Consider the following 19,185-nt stretch of genomic DNA (forward strand, 5'->3'; position numbering starts at 1 on the left):
TTGTGTGGGGTCAGACCCCTATTCTTCAAACCAGAGGAGGCCGAGGGTGCCTGCACCAACGTGGACGCCGATCGCAGGGCTCAGCTGCCCTAGATTGAATGTAATGTGTGGATACTTCTCTCTTAACAGGTGAAGCCAATCCTCAGCTTTTTCTGAGGAGCCGCTGTATACGACACTTACACCATAAGCACCTTTATTTTCTGCCGCTTCTTCAAACAAAGCGAGAACACGAGATTCTGCTTTTTTTAACGTTCTGATCTTTTCAAATGGTACGAGTGAACCATCGTCAAAGGTAAGTATGGGTTTGATCTGAAGAAGATTTCCAACAAGGAAGCTTGCACCAGATAATCGACCACCTTTTCTTAATTGCTCAAGACTCCCGATGCAAACATAGCCTTTTACATGATCTGCTGTTTCACGCAGCATCGCAGCAATTTCCTGAGCTTCCAATCCTTCAGATTCAAGTTTCTTTCCTTTTAACAAAAGTTGTTTCATTGATTCAGATAAAATCTTTGAATCTACAATATGTACTGGAAAATCTGCCATTTCCGCACCAAGTCTAGAACCATTGATCGTGCCGCTGAATTTTTCAGAAACATGTATGGCAATTCCACAATCATAGTTATGTTTCAGAACTTCATAAAAGTCTGAGAACTCTCCAACTGTTGGCTGGCTCGTTTTTGGAAGTTCAGAAACACTTTCAAGTTTTGCATAAAATTCATCCGGGGTAATATCTACACCGTCTTTATAAATTTTATCTTCCATTATGACAGATACAGGAATAATATGAATGCCAAGTTCTTTCGCTTCATCCTGTGTTATGCAGCTTGTACTATCTGTAATCCAAGCAATACGTGCCATCTTGCACATCCCCCTTTATCTCTCTATTTTTTATTAGATAGTAACAAGTGAATTCCTCTTTTATCAGGAAATATATTTTTGTTTCTAAATTAAACCTATATTTCAATAGTTTAAATACTAGCACAGAGATACACATTGAAAACTAGATACTTTATACTACTCTTTAATGGAACTTATCGGAAATTTATATTAAAATAGGAGTAATGTAAGCTAAGGAGGCAGTACTGTGAAAGTGGTGGCAGATAGTAGAAATGTATTAATGGAAGTAGAGCGTATAGAGAAAGCGTTTAATGAGATCATGGACGTGATAAAGCCTGAAATATGGGAAGAAGAAGAGATTACTTCTACTCAATTCCAAATATTAAAGACTTTATCATCTCGTGAAAAATGGACGGTTTCCGAGATTGCTGACGCTATGAAAGTACGTGCAAGTGCTACTACCGTTATCATCGATCGACTCGTTAAAAGAGGATTAGTAGATCGTTATCGCTCTGACCTCGATCGAAGAATTGTATATGTGCAATTAAATGAAACTGGTTTAGTGGCATTTCATGCAATTCAAGAAAAAAGAAACGGTGTACTGATCAAGTACATGTCACAGCTCACTGATAAACAGCTTGCGGATATGGTTCAATGTATTGAACGCCTTTCTTCAATAGTAAAGAACTAATATTAAAAAACTGCTTATAACAATGACCGCAGATTAGTTTTCCTACCTTTCATACTACGAAATCAACACGTTATCCAATGGATTAACGTGTTTTTTAATTTATTCTTACTTTATTTGGATAAACTCTAACATTTCAGCATATTTGTACGATATAACATACAAAGACTAGTACAAAAGTTTTAATATATGAATATTTCAATTAGGGGTCTAACATGTCAAAAATAAAAAGACTGGAACGGTTACTGCTTTCCATAAACTCTAAAAAGCATTTTACCTTAAAGGAATTAGCTGATGAATTTGGAGTATCTACAAGAACCATTCAACGTGATCTATTAAATCTGATCGAGATGGGCCTTCCAATCGTATCTGAATTCGGACCACACGGCGGATATCGCATCGAGAACGATCGTATTCTTCCTCCGATTGGATTTACCGAAATGGAGGCTTCCTCTATTCTATTTAGTTTGCAAGCATACACTGAATCAAGTTTTCCTTTTCAAACCCAAAGTAAATCTATTTTACATAAACTGCATCAGTTCATGCCAGAAGATGCTAAAGAAAATTGGACTCAAATTCAAAAACGACTTTTGGTGCAGCTACCATTACCTCCAAAAAGTCAGGTTGCGCCAGTTATTCTTGAAGCTTCAATCAAACAAAAGATTGTCACGATCCTATATACGATGAAAGAACAAAAAATGTATAGCAACATTCAACTGATTGGGCTTTATAGCGAAAATGGTGAATGGTACTGTCCAGCATATTGTTACTCGCTCATGGATTATCACGTTTTTACACTATCAGATATCAAGCATGCTGTAATAAATTATGAACCAATAGAGGTAAAAGATTTTACCGAGGTAACTATTCATAACTGGGCATCTCAAATCTCACCAAGAAACTATGTTAGACTCGAAGCAGATTTATTACTAGAAGAATTAACTTATTGTGAGTCTCACCCTTTTCTTAAGCAATTTATTACTATGAAACAAGATGGTTTATACAGTCTGACAGGAGATATTTTGGCAACTTATGTTGAAAAAGCTGCCGAGTATTTATGGCCAATGAAAACGAACATTTCAATAAAATCTCCGAGAGAAATTAAAGAGATTCATGCACGCTGGGCAAGGGAAATCTCTGCTCAATATGAACTTATTTTAAATATGTAATCAAATTGATACATATTTTTCCTCTTTTAGGCGTATACTATAAGTAGAACAGAAAAGGGGGATATCTATGGCTTTTTTTTCAAAACAACCTGCAGAGCCGATTCCAGACGTAGAAACGAAGGTTTGGGCATGTACGAGTGATGGATGCTCATGCTGGATGCGCGCTGACTATTCTTTGCAAAAAGAACCGCAATGCCCCATTTGCAAATCAGCAATGAATGAAGAAATTCGTATGCTTCCAGAATTAAAGAGTTAATGAAATAAATAGAATTCGGCCGGGTGATTGCTGCCCGGCTTTTTCTATATTCAAATTTATAACGTTTTGGAGTTATCATTCTCTATCAACCGTATATAGAGTAAATATATTATTTGCTTTCCATCATGCCATCCTAAACGATAAATTTGTTTCTATTAATATTCATCACGCCTTCATGCTTCATGTTTATCATCAATAGGTTCCGGGTAGGGTTTTATACAGACTAAAAGGAGGATTCAATACTATGCCTAACCATACAAACACAACAACGACTACTGCGGAACCGGTCTTTACACATTCCGACTTCCAAACACGAGATACTGCTGATACTAACGTTAGCAAGAAAAGTAATGCTTCTGGTTTTGCTACAGGTTTAGTAGTGGGAGGTCTTGTAGGGGCTGCTGCAGCATTATTATATGCTCCTAAAAACGGAAATGAGTTTAGAAACGATCTTCGTGATTCGTCTATCAAATTGAAAGAACGCACGCAACAGATGAAAGATGAAACAATGCTAAAAGCAAAACTTGGAACTATGGATGCTAAAGATACGGTTGCATCTATAAAAGAAAAATCCGGAAACCTTTCTCTTTCTGCTCGTCAAAAGCTACAGGAAGCGAAGAATACGGCGACTGAGGTAAAAAGTGAAACACAATCTGCGATAGAAGAAGCAAAACAAGAGGCTGAAAAAGACAACTATCAAACCAACACGCAAACAAAAGCTGTTGTAACGCCTCGTACCCTTTCTTCCACTGATACACAGCAAAAGACAGGAACAGATTCTAGCTATGAAAAAAAACAAAGTGATATAAACAATAATACTTTTTAATTCAGATAAAAAGCCGCGACGTTAAGTCCGGCTTTTTTCTGTGGCTATTTTAATAAGCGGAGCCCATTTAAAATCACTAGTATCGTGCTTCCTTCATGCCCGATCACCCCAAATGGCAACGTGAGGAACTGTAAATAGTTCGCACATAATAAAAATAAAATAACACTGATTGAAAAAATGATATTTTGTTTAATAATTTTTGATAAACGTTCAGATAGTTGCATGGCATAAAGCAGCTTGCTTAGATCATTTTTTACGAGGATTACATCTGCAGTCTCAATGGCGGCGTCGCTTCCCATTCCCATCGCTACACCAACATCTGCTATAGCGAGAGCAGGTGCATCGTTCACACCATCACCGATCATAGCTACCACCGCTTCTTTATCTTTCCATTTTTTCACGGTCTTAACTTTATCTTCAGGCATGCACGAAAAACCTATTTCGTCTACCTTCGCGATTCTTCCGATCATTTCTGCTCCACGTTTAGAGTCACCAGTTAGCATGATCGTTAAAATTTGTTTTTCTTGTAGATCTTTTATCGCTTGAATGGTCTCTTCCCTTACAGTATCTCCTAGTAGAAAATAGGCTGTGAGCTGATCATCAGCCGTTACATAGACAACAGTGTGTCCAGTTTCTTCTCCTTTGTCCTCTATCCTCATCAACAGCTCGCACTCTTGCTTTTCTGTTATATCAGTCCACTCACGATTCCCTATTTTCCATATAGTATCTTGGATGTGAGCTTTCACACCCATTCCTGCAACATCCTCAAACGCATTCAGTTTTATAGGTTTTATTTCTAGATGAATTTTAAGATGTTCATTAATAGCTTTTGCAAGAGGATGTATGCTATTACTTTCAATTCCATGGATGATTGAGATCAACTCTTCTTTTGCCCAAGAAGAATGGAGAAACTCAGCATGTTTCACAGTGGGACGGCCTTTTGTTAAAGTACCTGTTTTGTCAAAAGCAATTACGTTCACTAAACTCAACTTCTCCAAAAATACACCACTTTTAAATAGAATCCCATTTTTCGCTGCGTTAGATAACGAAGCAAGTAATGCTGGCATTGTCGATGCTACAAGTGCACAAGGAGAAGCAACAACTAGTAGAACACAAGCTCGATATAAAGATTCGGAATAACTCCAAATACCAATCGATCCAGGCACTAGAAACGTTAAGGCTGCTGCCAGTAATACGAAAAGAACATATTTTGTTTCAAACTCTTCAATCTTCCTTTGCACTGGCGGAGCATCACTTTGAGCGTTGTTCACTAAATCTATCATTCTTTGAAACACAGAGTCTTTCATGTGTTTCGTCACAGAAATCTCTAATAATCCAGATTGATTCAACGTTCCTGCTAATACTTCCGATGATGCGTAGACCTCTCGAGCAAGGGGCTCACCTGTTAGAGCGGATTCATTAATAAAAGAGTTCCCTTTTACGATGATTCCATCTGCAGGCACCCGTTCTCCTGGCTTAACCTTTATAAGGTTACCAGGTTCTAAGGAGGAAGCTTCCACTCTATATTCCTTATCCTCCATTAAAAGCCAAGCTTCTTCAGGCTGCAAAGAAATTAATGCTTTGATTTCTTTATCACTTTTTTGTAAAGTGTACATCTCTAGCGCACCAGAATAAGCAAAGATCAAGATCAAAACAGCGCCTTCTCCCCAATAGCCAATCGCAGCTGATCCAATTGCGGCAAACATCATAAGAAGTTCAACATTCAATTGTCGCTCTTTAATGCTTTCCTGAATCCCCTCAACCGCTTTTGCATAGCCTCCTACGATGAAAGCTAACAGATAAAAGAGCACAAAATAAGGAGACTCTGAATACTTTTCCATCATCCATGCCGTTAATATGAAGATGCCAGACGTCGTTGCCATTAACAGTTGTGTTCGTGCAGAGAGTTCCATTAAACTTCCCCTCCTGCTGTATTGATAATAACTATCATCCTCAAGTACCCTTAAAAAGCAGAAATGCTGCCGTCTTTTACGACAGCAGCCTGAAAACTATCCAATATTCGGTTCCTAGCACTAACATTGTATGTGGAATTTCTATTTTGGTGACTTTGTTTATTAATATTATACACGTTAGTCGAACTATTTAGAATATTTATAACGGAAGATTTCTATTCTTAAACACGATCACACTAACCATGAACAATAAAAATGTTGAGATACTTAGAGAACAACCGATCCAGATCGCGTCCGTTTCATTGTTGATCAACTTAACCGGGTCGTACCATTTAAAAATCGAAAAGTTTAACATCCATTCTGTTTTCTCACTTAGTTTACCTGCCATGTTCAACATATAAAACAATAGCGTGATCCCAGCAGAAATTCCGAGCGCTTTTTTCTCATCATTACTTACCGATGAGATAAAAAAGCAATAACCTGCGATCGTTGAGAAGATAAGAAAGGTCAGTACATTCATTCTAATAAAAGAAGGAATATCCAATTGATACCCTTGAATCAACCATTCACTTGCTGCAATGCCACTAAGCGTTGTAAACCCTACGATCAATGCAAGTCCGGTAAGCAATACTACCGCCTGTGTGATAGCAACCTTAACTCTTGAATTTGGTGTAGCGAGCATATAGGCCATTGAACCTTGATCGATCAGGCGTGCCATCACCCGAGTTGAAGTCAAGATCACATATACCATCAATATGATCAAAAACAACATACCGTAAAATTCACCCGCTACATAGTCTGATAGCGAATTTATGCCATTCTCCATACCGATCAGCTTTCGCATGCCTTCTGGCAGAGCTGCGATCATATCGTTAAATCCTTTCATATCAGCAATAGAAGGATATATCCAAATGATCAGGACAATATAAGCTGCAGCACCGTATATGAACCCGGCAATCAGCTTTCCGTGACTTTTCATCATCGCAAGGAATAAAGGCAAGCTCATTTCGTCACTTCCCTTCTGTCGTAATAATGCATAAAAATATCTTCTAAATCCTGTGGCCGTGTATCGATATGTTGAACCTCACAGCCGCTTAACAATTGAAGAAATTCCTGATCGTTCCCTTGAACCGTAACATGAACCGTTCTTTCCCCTTTTACTTCTGTATCCAAATTGGAATGAAGAATGGTATTCATATCATTTTCAGACTTAACTTTCACTTCAAATACACGTCGTTGTACCGTACGTAACCTATGCATATCTTCTAGCGCTACTAATTTTCCGTCTTTTATGATTCCTGCCGAATCACAAGTCCGCTCAATCTCTTGAAAACTATGTGATGACATTAGTATCGTTTTGTTATTTTGTTTTTCTTCCAAGATAAGATCGATAAAAACACGCTGCATGAGTGGATCTAGCCCCGATGTAGGTTCATCTAATATAAGAACTTGAGGTTCATGCATAAACGCTGCTATGATTCCCACTTTTTGTTTCATCCCTTTAGACATCTTCCTTATTGGTGCTTTTACATCTAACTGAAATCTTTCAATTAATTCGTCTCTCCGTTTTGTAGAGGTTTGCTTTCGCATCTTTTGAACGAGTGACAAAAAGCCAAGCCCTGTCATCCCTTCTAAAAAAACAATCTCTCCGGGCAGGTATCCTGTTTGTTCTTGAATGCGTGCAGCGTTGTTCCAACAGTCCATTCCATCGATTGAAGAATGCCCACTATCTGGTTTCATAAAACCCATCAAGTGACGAATGGTTGTTGATTTGCCCGCTCCATTCGGTCCTATATATCCAAACACCTCACCTTTTTGCACTTCAAAGTTCAGGTCGAACAAACCTTTTTCTGCAGTAAATCGCTTTGACAGTCCCTTTACGATAATCATCGTCACACCCACCTTTTTGAAATATTAAACTTATTATATTTCAAAATAATCATAACCCTTTTCGTCGTACTTAGCAATACTTTTTGAAATATGTGATTTGTTATTTTTCAAAATATGTTTTATCCTAGTAAAGAGGTGAAGAAATTTGAACGGATACGAACGTCGTAAGGAACAGAAGAAAAAAGATATTAAACAAGCTGCTTTCTCGCTTTTTCAAAAACAAGGCATTAAAGAAATAAAAATAGAAGATCTCGCAAAACATGCTGGGGTATCTCAAGTAACCATCTATAATCATTTTGGCAGCAAGGAAGCCTTGTTTCGTGAAGTGATTAAAGAATTTGTTGAAGAAGAATACAAATTTCATAAGAAGCTATTTCAGAAGGATCTTTCTTTTAAAGAAAAAATGACCGCAAGCATCCATCAAAAGACGAATAACGTACTGAACATTCATCCAGAAGTTATTCAAGAGATGATGCTAAACGATGAGGAGTTAAAAATTTACTTAACGGAATTTCAATCTAAGTATGCAATTCCTTTAATAGTTGACCTGATTAGAAGTGCTCAAAATAATGGTGAGATCAATCCTGATCTTTCTTTAGAATCGATAATGGTATACATCCAACTTTTCAATAACGATATGCTTATCTCAATGATCACAGGAGAGAATGGAAAAAAGCTAGCAACAGATATTTTACAAATGTTCTTCTATGGGCTTTCTGTGCCACTAGATTCTAAATAATACGTTAAGGAATGATGAGTTAGAAGAATATAAAGAATACATTTCAAATCATTTACATTGTAAATTCTGTGTGTGTAAATTATAAAAAGATAGGTTAACCTTGTTAATCTTTTGTAAATAATTGATTACAATTCATTCTTTTTCGACAAAAACTCTTATTTTTTTGTATAATGTGTTGGGTGGTTAAAAAAACAGAAAAAAATAACCACTATAAAAAACGTAAAAGAAAAAGGATAAAAGACATTTCTTTTGGAGGGTACTATGTTTACAAAGAAAAAGGACAAGTTCATGGTCATGCTAACGGATATTGCTAGCAACTTGAAGGACTCTGCTGGTTATTTCCACGAATTTAAGATTAACAACGAAAATGATCTTCGCGAGTTTGCGGACCACTTAAAAGAACTAGAATCTAAAGGTGATTCTTATGTTCATACCGTTATCATGGAACTGAACAAAGTATTTATTACACCCATTGAAAGAGAAGACATCTTATCACTTGCCATGAGCATGGATGATATTTTAGATGGTATCGAGCAATCTTCTGCATTGTTTGATATTTACGCAATTACAAATCCAGATCAATACATGGTTAAATTTGTAGAATACATTAAATTAAGTGCGGAAGAAATTCTGCTTACTGTTAATTTGTTATCAGAGAAAAAACTTCTTGATATGCGTGAACATGCTATCAAAATTAAAGATTACGAATCAAAATGTGACGATCTTTACCGTGAAGCACAGCGTGAGTTGTTCTCAACACAAACAGATCCGATCAAAGTTATTAAGTATAAAGAAATGTACGAAGTGCTTGAAGGCATTGCCGACAGCTGCCAGAACGTTGCAAATACTTTAGAATCTATCATCATGAAAAACGCGTAACGGGTGGCTGGTATGGATACAGTATTACTCATTACCATTCTTGTTGTAATCGGTGCGCTTGCATTTGATTTTATCAATGGATTTCATGATACGGCGAACGCGATTGCAACATCTGTTTCAACAAAAGCGTTGACACCAAGAAGAGCTATTATTTTAGCTGCTGTCATGAACTTTGTCGGAGCCATGACATTCACTGGTGTTGCAAAAACGATCACCAAAGATATTGTTGACCCATTTACACTTCCTAACGGGTCAGTCGTTATCCTTGCTGCTCTTGTTGCGGCAATCGCTTGGAACTTGATTACTTGGTACTATGGAATTCCAAGTTCATCTTCACATGCAATTATCGGTTCTATAGCTGGTGCTGCGATTGCAGCTGCTGGTTTTGAAGCACTTCATTATTCTGGTTTTCTAAAAATTATTTATGGTTTACTTCTATCTCCGATTCTAGCATTTATTGTTGGTTTTATATTTTATAACGTTATTAAGATGATATTTAAAAATACGAACCTAACGAAAACAAATAACGGTTTTCGTAAAGTGCAGGTAGCTACTGCTGCGCTTCAAGCTTATTCCCACGGTACGAATGATGCGCAAAAAGCGATGGGTATCATCACGATGGCACTAATCGCGAACGGCTACACGGAAAGCACTGATATTCAGCTTTGGGTACAGATTTCCTGTGCACTTGCAATGGGTCTTGGTACTTCTGTAGGTGGCTGGAAAATTATTAAGACGGTTGGCGGAAAGATCATGAAGATTCGTCCAGTTAACGGGGTATCTGCTGATTTAACGGGAGCTTCAGTTATCTTTGGAGCATCTTTCTTAGGTATACCAGTAAGTACAACGCACGTTATCACTTCTTCTATCCTAGGAGTTGGTGCGTCTCACCGTTTAAAAGGGGTTAAGTGGGGAACTGCTAAGACAATGATCATCACTTGGTTCATCACACTTCCGATCTCTGCGACATTAGCTGCTCTATCTTATCTCGTATTAAACTTAATCTTTTAGTTACACTTAAGTCTTCCGTTATTAGTTAGCGGAAGGCTTTTTTTATTTTGCTTTTACAGTCAGCCAATGATTGGGATGCGATAACAAAGTAGATACACATTTTTTCCATAAAAAAATCTCTAACTCAACATAAGATGAGTTAGAGATGTAAATAGATTATGCGCCTTTTTGTTCTGTTAACGAACCTGTCTTTTTATTCAGCCAGTTCTTACCTTCAACTAAACGCGCTGTCATCATACTTGCGACATTATCACCTGTAGCGTTCAATAAAGTAGCTGGAGGATCAATAATGGCAGAGATCGCTGCAATTATTGGAAGAGCTTCAGGAGGAAAACCGAACAGAGATAGAATAAGCATCTCCGCTATCAGTCCGCCTTGAGGGATCGCTCCCATTACCATACCGACTAGTAGAGCAACTCCACCAACAAGAAGATAAGTATTGAATCCTGAGAAGTCCATTCCAAATATTCCAAAAAGGAACGTGATCTTTAATACCCCACCGATAACAGATCCGTCTTTATGCAGCGTTGCACCGAGCGGAATCGTCGTTTCACTAATATCGTCAGGTACTCCCATTTTCTTAGTAGCTTCTAAGTTAACAGGAATACTCGCAGCAGAACTACACGTTGCTAAACTCGTTACAGATGGCGAAAGCATGTTTTTCCAAAACACACGGATACCAAGCTTTCCATGAGCCATGAACGCGTATAAGGTAAAGAAACCAAAGAAATAAAGAATAGAGAACGGATAGTAGAATAAGACTGCTTTAAAGTATGAACCGAGCAACGTTGGGCCGAATTCACCAACAAGTGCAGCAAAGTATGCTCCTAAACCAACCGGTGCATAATACATCACATATTTCACCATCTGAAGGGTAACTTCACTTCCCGCTGAAAGGAAGTTCGCGAGCGGCTTTGCTTTTTCTCCTACTTTCGAAGTTGCAAGACCTAACAACACAGAAAAAAGGATTAGTGCTAACATATTGGCACGACTTAATAGATCTACGAAATCTGGCACAGTGACTGTACTAACTAACTGATCACCAATCGATACTTCCTCACCCGTTGTATCAGGCTTCACTAAGTCGATCTTCACACCCTCAGAAGGCGGAAAGATTTTAATTCCAGCCATACTGATGATAGCAGCAACCGTTCCTGTGAATAAAAAGACGATCAGCATAGAGCTGATAATCTTACCAAAACGTTTAGTTCCAGCCATACTCGCTACACTCGATGAGATCGAAAAGAAAACGAGTGGAACGACAATCATGAACATAACGTTTAGAAACAGATCGCCGAACGGTTTAAGGACTGCAGCGTCCTTCCCCATCGTCGAACCGATGATGCTTCCGGCAATAATTGCGAGGAGCAATATAATCGGTGAACGATAGGCTTTCCAAGTGTTTTTCATAACATTCTCCCCTTAAATAGATTCATAATCACTCTATCTATTTTATACGGAAAAAATATTTTTCATAGAGGTGAAGTAAAAATAGTACTATTTTCTAGAATATGTTTCTGCTGAAAGTTGCTTCTTAATATGAAATAGTTCTTTTTGAATAACAAACCCGATTCTCTGGTATAGGTTGATCGCTTGTTTATTTTCATGGTTTACGCATAGATCAATACTTCTCATGTGCGGATTACTAAGCATCCATTTGACGGCATAGGTTAATAGCTGTATGCCGATTCCTTTTCCTCGATGGTTTTCATCTACAGCGAAAAATTCAATAGAACCTTCTGCAAACTCAGGTTGTATTTCCACATAAATGTAACCTGACACTTCATTTTCAGTCTCATAAACAAACACTTTATGAAACTCGTTAATTCGTTCAATGATCTGTTGTGAATTGTAGTAAGTAGAAGGAAAATGGGTATCATGGAGATTTTTGAAAACATCTTTATCATTTTCTGTCAGTTCTTTTATGTTCTTTACTAAATTTGTGGTTGTTAAGGATTCCTTATTGACCGTAAGTATTGTATGTTTACTTTCTTGATCCATAAAGTCATTATGTAGTAGGAACTCTCTCTGATTTGTATTTTCTGTAGAGATAAAGAAATGAACCGTGTTAATTCTTTGGGGAATGAGCTGAAGTAAAAACTCCAAAAGCTGTTTAGTAATTTGCTGGTGCTCACTATGCCGGATAAAAGGTCCCCATATTTCTGCGTTTCCGTTCTCGAGATCTGCATCAAATCCGATCACTCCTACAAGGAGATCATCCTCATAAGCCAATGCGAAGGATTCATTGTAAGGAACATCTGAAACGTCTTCAATTAGTGAATGGAGAATTTCATGCTCTTCTTCACCACAATAACCGCAATAGTTAGAGGTGATTCTGTTTTCGTTTGCAATGAAGATTGCGATTTCTTTCGCTTTTGAAGAATCTGCTTTTACTATCGTAAACACGTTATTCCTCCTTCGTATTTTTCTACTATTAAACTTTAACATATTGTTCCATTTCAAAAATAAAAAGACTTCTTTTTAGAAGCCTTTTTCTTATCCATTCTTCATCCATTGGTCGATGGCAGCGTTTGATTTATTTGCTTTATTGAAGCCCGTAATAATATCAATGATGGAAAATACAGCCATGAGTGTTGCTATTGTGGATACAAACCAAAATGCTGGAACATCCGGGACGGTGTCATATAGTTTTTGAGTAAATGACTTATTATAAAGAGTTTCATCCGTTAGCATAAAGCAAAGTAATCCTACCGAAATAAAATGATAGATTAAGTTCAAAGAAGCAAGCAGATTCGTCCATCTTCCAATGAAAAATTTATAGATAGCAAGACCCACTTCAATAAGAATAAGCAAAACTATAAAAGGAGCATACGTGAACAAAACTTCTTCATTAAATAGTGGAGCTTTGAGCGTAAGTCCTTCTAATCCTTTTCCACTTTGCTCATACCAGCCGATCATTTCAGACGACTTAAATAGGATTATTGCCCAAATTGCTGTCCAGAATAAACTAAAGAAAACTTCCGCTTTTGGAATCTGTCTTTTCGCAACTACTTTCTTAAGTTGATATAGATCGGACGGAGACCATGTTTTCTTTTTTCTCGTGTAAAGATCACCATTTAAAACTCCTGATCGTTCTAACATGATAAAAACAATCGTTACCCAGAAGAAAACTTGAAACAAAACATTCAAGCTGGATAAGAGCATCTTCAAGCAAAGTTGACCGATAAAAGCCATTACAGTGAATAGAGATTTATCGCCCTCAAACGTAATCATACCGTTTACAAAAAGCGTAAGGCTGCTGATTACAACAGAAATGATCGCTGCTACTATCAAGACATTGATATAACTTTCATAAAACATAGGACCTATGAGATAACGAGGCTTATTATTGTATTCGCCTGCGAGTTTTACAGGATCTCCTAGTTTCATTAGAACCACTTCAACATCCTTGTCTGTGTATTGATCAGGAAGCATATCTTCGATAGTAGACCTTAATTCCATCGCAATGTCATCCCTTATTTTTTCGGGAAGTCTTTGTGTCACTTCACTGATATATGTTTCAATCAAATTCATTTGGAATTCCTCCTTATAACATCGAATTTAATTGCATGGACGTTTTTTGCCATTCTTCTTTCAGCTGTCTGAACACTTCTTGACCAAACTCGCTCAAAAGATAATATTTTCTAGGTCGGTTCTCGGTTGTATCCCACTCACTCGTCAGCAGCTTTTGCTTTTCAAGCCTTCGAAGAAGTGGATACAATGTGCTTTGATCAATAGATACGTTGTTCTCTTCTAACCGTTGTGCGAGTGAGTACCCGTATTGCGGTGTTTGGAGCTGGCTTAAAACTGCTAAAGTTAAAGTTCCTCTTCGCAGTTCTGTCTTTAGAGAGAAAATTAATTCGCTCATGCAATCACCTCGATTATAGTATAGTGTATGTCATACAGTAATGTAAAGTTCCTAATATTATGAAATTTATTATATTTAAAAATAAAGAAAGGGGTCAGACCCCGGGTCTGACCCCTTTCCTTTAATATGCTTTTGCCCAGTACACAAGTTGCTTAGCTTCTTCATCACAGCAAACGCACTTTTCTGAGAGCTTTTCTTGTTCAAATGGTATACATCTTGATGTTGCACCTGTTTCATCTTTAATAAAATTCTCACAAGCTTCATCTCCACACCACATCGCTTTAATGAACCCGCCTTTATCAGTTAGTTCATTTTTAAATGCATCAAATGTAGTGACTGTCGTTGTTTGATGTTCTCGATGAGCCTTTGCCTTTTTAAATAAGTTACTCTGAATATCAACTAATGTATTTTGTATGTGTAATTCTAAATCTTGCAGAGATATTGTTTCTTTTTCTCCTGTATCACGACGAACTAATATGACTTGGTTTTGCTCAATGTCACGCGGCCCAACCTCAAGACGAAGAGGTATTCCTTTCATCTCATATTCATTAAATTTCCACCCTGGTTTTTTATCACTTGCATCAATTCCAGTTCGAATGGTCTGTGAAAGCTTATCTTTTAAATCGTAGGCAAAATCAAGAACACCTTCTTTGTGTTGAGCAATCGGTACGATCATGAGTTGAGTTGGTGCTATCTTTGGAGGAACGACTAGCCCGCGGTCATCACCATGAACCATGATCATCGCTCCAATAATACGAGTTGTGAAGCCCCATGATGTCTGCTGAACGGTCTGCAGTTTACCTTCTCTGTTCGTAAATTCGATACCGAACGCTTTGGCAAATCCATCTCCTAAATGATGAGAAGTTCCAGACTGTAACGCCTTCCCATCATGCATAAGGCTTTCAATCGTATAAGTGTATTTCGCTCCAGCAAATTTTTCTTTCTCCGTTTTCTGACCCTTCACGACCGGTATTGCAAGGAATTCCTCACAGAGATCAGCGTATACGTTAAGCATACGGACCGTTTCCTCGTGTGCCTCTTCATCTGTTTCATGGCACGTATGTCCTTCCTGCCAGAGGAATTCAAGTGTACGAAGAAAAGGTCTTGTGGTTTTTTCCCATCTCACAACGTTCGACCACTGGTTATAGAGCTTTGGAAGATCGCGATGAGAATGGATAATGTTTTTAAAATGCTCGGCAAAAAGAACCTCAGATGTGGGGCGAACACAAAGACGTTCTGTAAGCTTTTCTTCTCCACCATGTGTTACCCATGCTACTTCAGGTGCGAATCCTTCAATATGGTCTTTTTCTTTTTGAAGCAGACTTTCTGGTATGAAAAGCGGCATATACACATTCTCATGACCTGTCGCTTTGATCTGCTTATCAAGTTCCTTTTGAATGTTCTCCCATATTGCGTATCCGTAAGGTCTTAAAATCATAGATCCTCGAACACTTGAATAATCGATAAGTTCAGCTTTTGTAACAACATCTGTATACCATTGAGCAAAATCATCTTGCATACTCGTTACATCTTTTACAAATTCTTTTGCCATAGGTTGCACTCCTCACTATTATTAGAAAATAAAAAAAGCTAAACTTTTTCATTAGGGACCAATTTCATGGCGGTACCACCCTAATTCAAAGCTTAGCTTTACACTCTTTCATGATAACGGTATTTAACCGCTGAATATCTTATTAATGGAATAAGATACAGAACTCAGAGGCAGGTTCAATCGTTTGTCAGTAGAAGCTTTGCAGCCAAACAGCTTCCTCTCTTGAAAGACAGAATCGATTTACTAATCCTCTTCTTCGTTTTCTACTTCATATGTTTTTGAAATTATATGTGATATTGGTATGAACTGTCAAATCATTTTTTAATTAATGAGATTCAACATTTAATTTCATAAACAAAAACCTGTATTCCATTAACTGGAATACAGGTTTTCTCAGAGCTTGAGACTTGAATGTTAACCGCTAGGGAGTGTTCACTCCACAAATACAAATTTAGTAGATTTGTATTTGTGTGGGGTCAGACCCCTAGACCCACCACATCTCGGCTGGCTGCTCGGCGATGAGGATTGACTGCAGGTTCTTCACCGCGCGGTTGAATCCTTCGTCGATCGACATGATCGGATCTTCATGCTCGATGCTTACTACATAGTCATAACCATACGTACGAAGGGCACTCATCATGTCTGACCAGTCTTGAACAGAGTGACCACAGCCTACTGAACGGAAGCTCCAAGCGCGGTTTTGAACAGCGCCATATGGCTGCATGTCCGTTAATCCGTACATGTTGATGTTGTCTTGATCTAAGTATGTGTCTTTTGCATGGAAGTGGTGGATTGCTCCAGCTTTTCCAAGAATCTTGATTGCTGCCACAGGATCGATGCCTTGCCACCAAAGATGGGATGGATCAAGGTTCGCACCGATCGCGTCACATGTTTCTTCACGCAGCTTCAGTAACGTATATGGAGTATGCACTAAGAAACCACCGTGAAGCTCTAAGCCGATCTTCACTCCATGTTCTTTTGCAAATTGACCCCACGTGCGCCAATACGGAATCAACTTCTCTTCCCATTGCCACTTCAACACATCGCTGTATTCGTTCGGCCAAGGGGAAACGGGCCAGTTTGGATACTTTGCATTCTCAGAGTCACCCGGTACACCAGAGAAACAGTTTACCACTGGTACATTCATCAATTCAGCCAGTTCAACAGTTTTTACAAAAGTATCATGTGATTCTTTTGCAAAAGCCTCGTCTGGAGATAACGGGTTTCCATGACAACTGAACGCCGAAATCGTCAAACCTCGCTTTTCTACTTCATGTAGATATTGTGAACGCTTCTCTTCACTCTGAAGTAGTTCATCAAGCGGACAGTGAGCGTTTCCTGGATAGTTTCCAGTTCCAATCTCTACAGCTTGCACTCCCGCTTCTTTCACATAGTCAAGCATGTCTGTAAATGATTTTTGTGAAAACAAAACCGTAAACACACCTAATTTCATGCTACTTCACTCCTTTTTCATGTCCTAGTTGAATACCTTTTCCCATAAGACTGCTAGCATAGATCGCTTCGATTACGCGTGAAGTATTCATCGCTTCTTCAGCTTTCACAAGTGGTTCTGCTTTACCTAAACAGCTGTCCACAAAATTCTCTGCTTGAGGAAGACCGGGATCATCTTCTCCAAGAATCCAATCTGCTTTAGTTGTCGTCATCATACCATTTACCGCTTTATTTACCGTAAGTGGAAAGACATCTAGCCCGCCTTTATCACCAGAAATACGAAGCAGTTCTGCATCGTCCGGAATATTTGCCGCCCATGATGTTTCAAACAGAATTGTTCCCCCATTTGCAAGACGAATATATGCCGTTACGTGGTCATCAACTTCAAACGTTTCTGCATCAAACGAACCCCATTGGTTCACTTGTTCTGCTTCACGACTCACTGTGTTATACGTTTGTCCAGATACTTCACTCACAATCGGGTTATCTAGGAGCCAAAGCGTCAGATCCAACAGATGGCAGCCATAGTCGATCAAGCTTCCGCCACCTTGAAGTTCTTTATTTGTAAATACGCCCCAACCCGGAACTTTCCTTCTTCTAAGCGCTTGTACACGAACAACAAGAGGATTACCAACCTCTCCTGCTTCCATGATGCGTTTTGCAGCCTGCGACTCTTTCATGTATCGATAGTGATAGGCGATCGATAATACTTTTCCTGATCGTTTTTCTGCTTCTACCATTTCTGCGCATTCTTCAACGGTCATCGCCATCGGTTTCTCACATAAAACATGTTTGCCTGCATCTAATGCTGCAACTGTAATCTCTCTATGAAACTTGTTAGGTGTACAGATAACAACAGCATCTACAAAAGGCCACATCTCTACATAACTCGTAAAATAGTTCGGTACGTGAAATTTTTCAGCAACACTTTTGGCAACATCCACGTTTACATCACTAATCGCAGTAACTTCTGCTTTTTCTCCTAACTTTTGAAAAGCGGGGATATGACGGCCTTGTGCGATGCCGCCTGCCCCGATGATCCCAACTCTTAGTTTCATGCGTGAACTCCTGTTTTAACTTTTTCGATCGTTTTCTTCTCGTTTGATTCTAAAGCAGCTAGGATAACAGCTAATGAACGCTTACCTTCTTCGCCCGTGATTAGTGGAGCTTTACCAGAGTCGAGCGCTTCAATAAAGTGATCTACCACATGTGAGTTAGATTGGTTATCATTCGTTTGAATCGCACCCATCTCGTAGCGTACAACATTTCCGTTCGTATATTGTGCGACTAAAGAATACTTCGGATCGTCTTCTAATCGAAGGATTCCTTTTTCACCATAAATAATTGTAGAGTTATCTTCTTTTGCCGTGTAAGACCAACTAGCGGCCAATGTCCCGATGACCCCGCTCTCTGTTTTCAACACGCAAACAGCTGTATCATCAACGGAAGCAAACTCTTTTGCGCTCGTCTCAACAAAAGCACCAACTTCAGCAATCTCTTCTCCAAGAATGTATCGGATCAAGTCTGTTTTATGAACTCCAAGATCACCCATTGCACCGATAAACGCTTCATCCTTTTTAAAGAACCAGCTGTTCACACCATCTACGCTCCAGCCTTCGGGTCCTGGGTGCCCAAAAGCCGTTCGGAAGCTGTAAATTTTTCCGATATCACCAGACGCAATCAGCTCACGCGCTTTCTGGTGTGCCGGAACAAAGCGCTGATTATGACCAATCATTAGCGTTTTTCCGCTCTTTTCTGCTGCTGCGATCATTTCCTCTGCTTCTTGAAGCGATGTTGCCATCGGTTTTTCACATAAAACGTGCTTTCCAGCATGTAAAGCTGCAATTGAAATCGGTGCGTGAAGAAAGTTAGGCGTACAAACACTTACTGCATCAACTTCTTCAAGTGCAAGAAGATCATTATAATCCGTAAAGATCTTTCCTCCGTATACCGACTGTGTTGATTCAGCACGCTCTTTTATGATGTCACAAACAGCAACGATCTCTACGTCTCCATTAGCCGCATATTCTGGAAGGTGACGATGTTGTGCGATACTACCGCAACCGATAATTCCAACTTTAATTGTCATGAGTATTTCCTCC

At 38.7% G+C, this 19,185-nt stretch carries 19 protein-coding genes and 1 other annotated feature; of the genes, 7 read left to right on the forward strand and 12 right to left on the reverse strand.

Annotation, left to right across the window (positions count from 1 at the left end):
• Positions 1 to 18 precede the first annotated feature (18 nt).
• Positions 19 to 861, reverse strand: a complete 843-nt coding sequence (locus IHV12_RS07330) for a DegV family protein (RefSeq protein ID WP_197190425.1) — start codon at positions 859 to 861, stop codon at positions 19 to 21.
• A 226-nt stretch (positions 862 to 1,087) separates the two neighbouring features.
• Between IHV12_RS07330 and IHV12_RS07335 the strand changes: the two genes are divergently transcribed.
• The 4 genes from IHV12_RS07335 to IHV12_RS07350 all read left to right on the forward strand — a co-directional run bounded on the left by IHV12_RS07335 (position 1,088) and on the right by IHV12_RS07350 (position 3,779).
• Complete coding sequence (locus tag IHV12_RS07335) at positions 1,088 to 1,531, forward strand: MarR family winged helix-turn-helix transcriptional regulator (RefSeq protein WP_197127395.1); 444 nt, start codon at positions 1,088 to 1,090, stop codon at positions 1,529 to 1,531.
• Between the two features lie 212 nt (positions 1,532 to 1,743).
• Positions 1,744 to 2,697: a helix-turn-helix transcriptional regulator gene (locus IHV12_RS07340; RefSeq protein ID WP_197190426.1), complete on the forward strand. Its 954-nt coding sequence runs from the start codon at positions 1,744 to 1,746 to the stop codon at positions 2,695 to 2,697.
• A gap of 67 nt (positions 2,698 to 2,764) precedes the next feature.
• Positions 2,765 to 2,953 (forward strand): cold-shock protein, encoded by a 189-nt coding sequence (locus tag IHV12_RS07345; RefSeq protein ID WP_197127393.1) that lies wholly within the window; start codon positions 2,765 to 2,767, stop codon positions 2,951 to 2,953.
• 244 nt (positions 2,954 to 3,197) lie between these two features.
• Positions 3,198 to 3,779, forward strand: coding sequence for a YtxH domain-containing protein (locus tag IHV12_RS07350; protein ID WP_197127392.1), 582 nt, complete (start codon positions 3,198 to 3,200; stop codon positions 3,777 to 3,779).
• A gap of 44 nt (positions 3,780 to 3,823) precedes the next feature.
• Here IHV12_RS07350 and IHV12_RS07355 read toward each other — a convergent pair whose 3' ends face one another.
• From IHV12_RS07355 to IHV12_RS07365, 3 genes are all read right to left on the reverse strand, one after another.
• On the reverse strand, positions 3,824 to 5,692 hold the full coding sequence (locus IHV12_RS07355; RefSeq protein ID WP_197190427.1) for a heavy metal translocating P-type ATPase: 1,869 nt from the start codon (positions 5,690 to 5,692) through the stop codon (positions 3,824 to 3,826).
• Positions 5,693 to 5,891: 199 nt separating this feature from the next.
• A complete protein-coding gene (locus IHV12_RS07360) occupies positions 5,892 to 6,698 on the reverse strand; it encodes an ABC transporter permease (protein ID WP_197190428.1) in 807 nt (268 codons plus the stop codon).
• The gene (locus IHV12_RS07365) at positions 6,695 to 7,582 is read right to left on the reverse strand and encodes an ABC transporter ATP-binding protein (protein WP_197190429.1); all 888 of its coding nucleotides are present in this window, start codon (positions 7,580 to 7,582) and stop codon (positions 6,695 to 6,697) included. The genes IHV12_RS07360 and IHV12_RS07365 overlap by 4 nt, the downstream gene beginning before the upstream one ends.
• 145 nt (positions 7,583 to 7,727) lie before the next feature.
• Here IHV12_RS07365 and IHV12_RS07370 point away from each other — a divergent pair, with 145 nt between their 5' ends.
• From IHV12_RS07370 to IHV12_RS07380, 3 genes are all read left to right on the forward strand, one after another.
• Positions 7,728 to 8,321, forward strand: a complete 594-nt coding sequence (locus IHV12_RS07370) for a TetR/AcrR family transcriptional regulator (RefSeq protein ID WP_197127388.1) — start codon at positions 7,728 to 7,730, stop codon at positions 8,319 to 8,321.
• Positions 8,322 to 8,582: 261 nt separating this feature from the next.
• The gene (locus tag IHV12_RS07375; protein ID WP_197190430.1) at positions 8,583 to 9,200 is read left to right on the forward strand and encodes a DUF47 domain-containing protein; all 618 of its coding nucleotides are present in this window, start codon (positions 8,583 to 8,585) and stop codon (positions 9,198 to 9,200) included.
• A gap of 12 nt (positions 9,201 to 9,212) precedes the next feature.
• Positions 9,213 to 10,211, forward strand: a complete 999-nt coding sequence (locus tag IHV12_RS07380; RefSeq protein WP_197127387.1) for an inorganic phosphate transporter — start codon at positions 9,213 to 9,215, stop codon at positions 10,209 to 10,211.
• Between the two features lie 156 nt (positions 10,212 to 10,367).
• Here IHV12_RS07380 and IHV12_RS07385 read toward each other — a convergent pair whose 3' ends face one another.
• The 8 genes from IHV12_RS07385 to IHV12_RS07420 all read right to left on the reverse strand — a co-directional run bounded on the left by IHV12_RS07385 (position 10,368) and on the right by IHV12_RS07420 (position 19,172).
• Entirely contained in the window at positions 10,368 to 11,621 is a 1,254-nt protein-coding gene (locus IHV12_RS07385; RefSeq protein ID WP_197190431.1) for a dicarboxylate/amino acid:cation symporter, read from the reverse strand.
• Between the two features lie 87 nt (positions 11,622 to 11,708).
• A complete protein-coding gene (locus tag IHV12_RS23045; RefSeq protein WP_197190432.1) occupies positions 11,709 to 12,617 on the reverse strand; it encodes a GNAT family N-acetyltransferase in 909 nt (302 codons plus the stop codon).
• A 90-nt stretch (positions 12,618 to 12,707) separates the two neighbouring features.
• Positions 12,708 to 13,745: an HAAS signaling domain-containing protein gene (locus IHV12_RS07395; protein WP_197190433.1), complete on the reverse strand. Its 1,038-nt coding sequence runs from the start codon at positions 13,743 to 13,745 to the stop codon at positions 12,708 to 12,710.
• A gap of 13 nt (positions 13,746 to 13,758) precedes the next feature.
• Positions 13,759 to 14,079, reverse strand: coding sequence for a PadR family transcriptional regulator (locus IHV12_RS07400; protein WP_197190434.1), 321 nt, complete (start codon positions 14,077 to 14,079; stop codon positions 13,759 to 13,761).
• A 121-nt stretch (positions 14,080 to 14,200) separates the two neighbouring features.
• Complete coding sequence (gene proS, locus IHV12_RS07405) at positions 14,201 to 15,631, reverse strand: proline--tRNA ligase (RefSeq protein WP_197190435.1); 1,431 nt, start codon at positions 15,629 to 15,631, stop codon at positions 14,201 to 14,203.
• Positions 15,632 to 15,681: 50 nt separating this feature from the next.
• Positions 15,682 to 15,897: a binding site (T-box leader), on the reverse strand.
• 218 nt (positions 15,898 to 16,115) lie between these two features.
• Positions 16,116 to 17,084 carry a sugar phosphate isomerase/epimerase family protein gene (locus IHV12_RS07410; protein ID WP_197127382.1) on the reverse strand — a complete coding sequence of 323 codons (969 nt, stop codon included), beginning with the start codon at positions 17,082 to 17,084 and terminating at the stop codon, positions 16,116 to 16,118.
• Position 17,085: 1 nt separating this feature from the next.
• Positions 17,086 to 18,141, reverse strand: a complete 1,056-nt coding sequence (locus IHV12_RS07415; RefSeq protein ID WP_197190436.1) for a Gfo/Idh/MocA family protein — start codon at positions 18,139 to 18,141, stop codon at positions 17,086 to 17,088.
• Entirely contained in the window at positions 18,138 to 19,172 is a 1,035-nt protein-coding gene (locus IHV12_RS07420) for a Gfo/Idh/MocA family protein (RefSeq protein ID WP_197127380.1), read from the reverse strand. The genes IHV12_RS07415 and IHV12_RS07420 overlap by 4 nt, the downstream gene beginning before the upstream one ends.
• Between the last annotated feature and the right edge of the window lie 13 nt (positions 19,173 to 19,185).

Origin of the sequence: Fictibacillus sp. 7GRE50 (assembly GCF_015903875.1) — a bacterium.
In the GTDB taxonomy this organism is placed as follows: Bacteria; Bacillota; Bacilli; order Bacillales; family Fictibacillaceae; genus Fictibacillus; species Fictibacillus phosphorivorans.

What these genes read in the sequence shown, in the direction of transcription:
- IHV12_RS07330 (WP_197190425.1), bottom strand. Translation starts at nt 861, where the DNA reads ATGGCACGTATTGCTTGGATTACAGATAGTACAAGCTGCATAACACAG.
- IHV12_RS07340 (WP_197190426.1), top strand. Translation starts at nt 1,744, where the DNA reads ATGTCAAAAATAAAAAGACTGGAACGGTTACTGCTTTCCATAAACTCT.
- IHV12_RS07345 (WP_197127393.1), top strand. Translation starts at nt 2,765, where the DNA reads ATGGCTTTTTTTTCAAAACAACCTGCAGAGCCGATTCCAGACGTAGAA.
- IHV12_RS07350 (WP_197127392.1), top strand. Translation starts at nt 3,198, where the DNA reads ATGCCTAACCATACAAACACAACAACGACTACTGCGGAACCGGTCTTT.
- IHV12_RS07355 (WP_197190427.1), bottom strand. Translation starts at nt 5,692, where the DNA reads ATGGAACTCTCTGCACGAACACAACTGTTAATGGCAACGACGTCTGGC.
- IHV12_RS07360 (WP_197190428.1), bottom strand. Translation starts at nt 6,698, where the DNA reads ATGAGCTTGCCTTTATTCCTTGCGATGATGAAAAGTCACGGAAAGCTG.
- IHV12_RS07365 (WP_197190429.1), bottom strand. Translation starts at nt 7,582, where the DNA reads ATGATTATCGTAAAGGGACTGTCAAAGCGATTTACTGCAGAAAAAGGT.
- IHV12_RS07375 (WP_197190430.1), top strand. Translation starts at nt 8,583, where the DNA reads ATGTTTACAAAGAAAAAGGACAAGTTCATGGTCATGCTAACGGATATT.
- IHV12_RS07380 (WP_197127387.1), top strand. Translation starts at nt 9,213, where the DNA reads ATGGATACAGTATTACTCATTACCATTCTTGTTGTAATCGGTGCGCTT.
- IHV12_RS07385 (WP_197190431.1), bottom strand. Translation starts at nt 11,621, where the DNA reads ATGAAAAACACTTGGAAAGCCTATCGTTCACCGATTATATTGCTCCTC.
- IHV12_RS07395 (WP_197190433.1), bottom strand. Translation starts at nt 13,745, where the DNA reads ATGAATTTGATTGAAACATATATCAGTGAAGTGACACAAAGACTTCCC.
- IHV12_RS07400 (WP_197190434.1), bottom strand. Translation starts at nt 14,079, where the DNA reads ATGAGCGAATTAATTTTCTCTCTAAAGACAGAACTGCGAAGAGGAACT.
- proS (WP_197190435.1), bottom strand. Translation starts at nt 15,631, where the DNA reads ATGGCAAAAGAATTTGTAAAAGATGTAACGAGTATGCAAGATGATTTT.
- IHV12_RS07410 (WP_197127382.1), bottom strand. Translation starts at nt 17,084, where the DNA reads ATGAAATTAGGTGTGTTTACGGTTTTGTTTTCACAAAAATCATTTACA.
- IHV12_RS07415 (WP_197190436.1), bottom strand. Translation starts at nt 18,141, where the DNA reads ATGAAACTAAGAGTTGGGATCATCGGGGCAGGCGGCATCGCACAAGGC.
- IHV12_RS07420 (WP_197127380.1), bottom strand. Translation starts at nt 19,172, where the DNA reads ATGACAATTAAAGTTGGAATTATCGGTTGCGGTAGTATCGCACAACAT.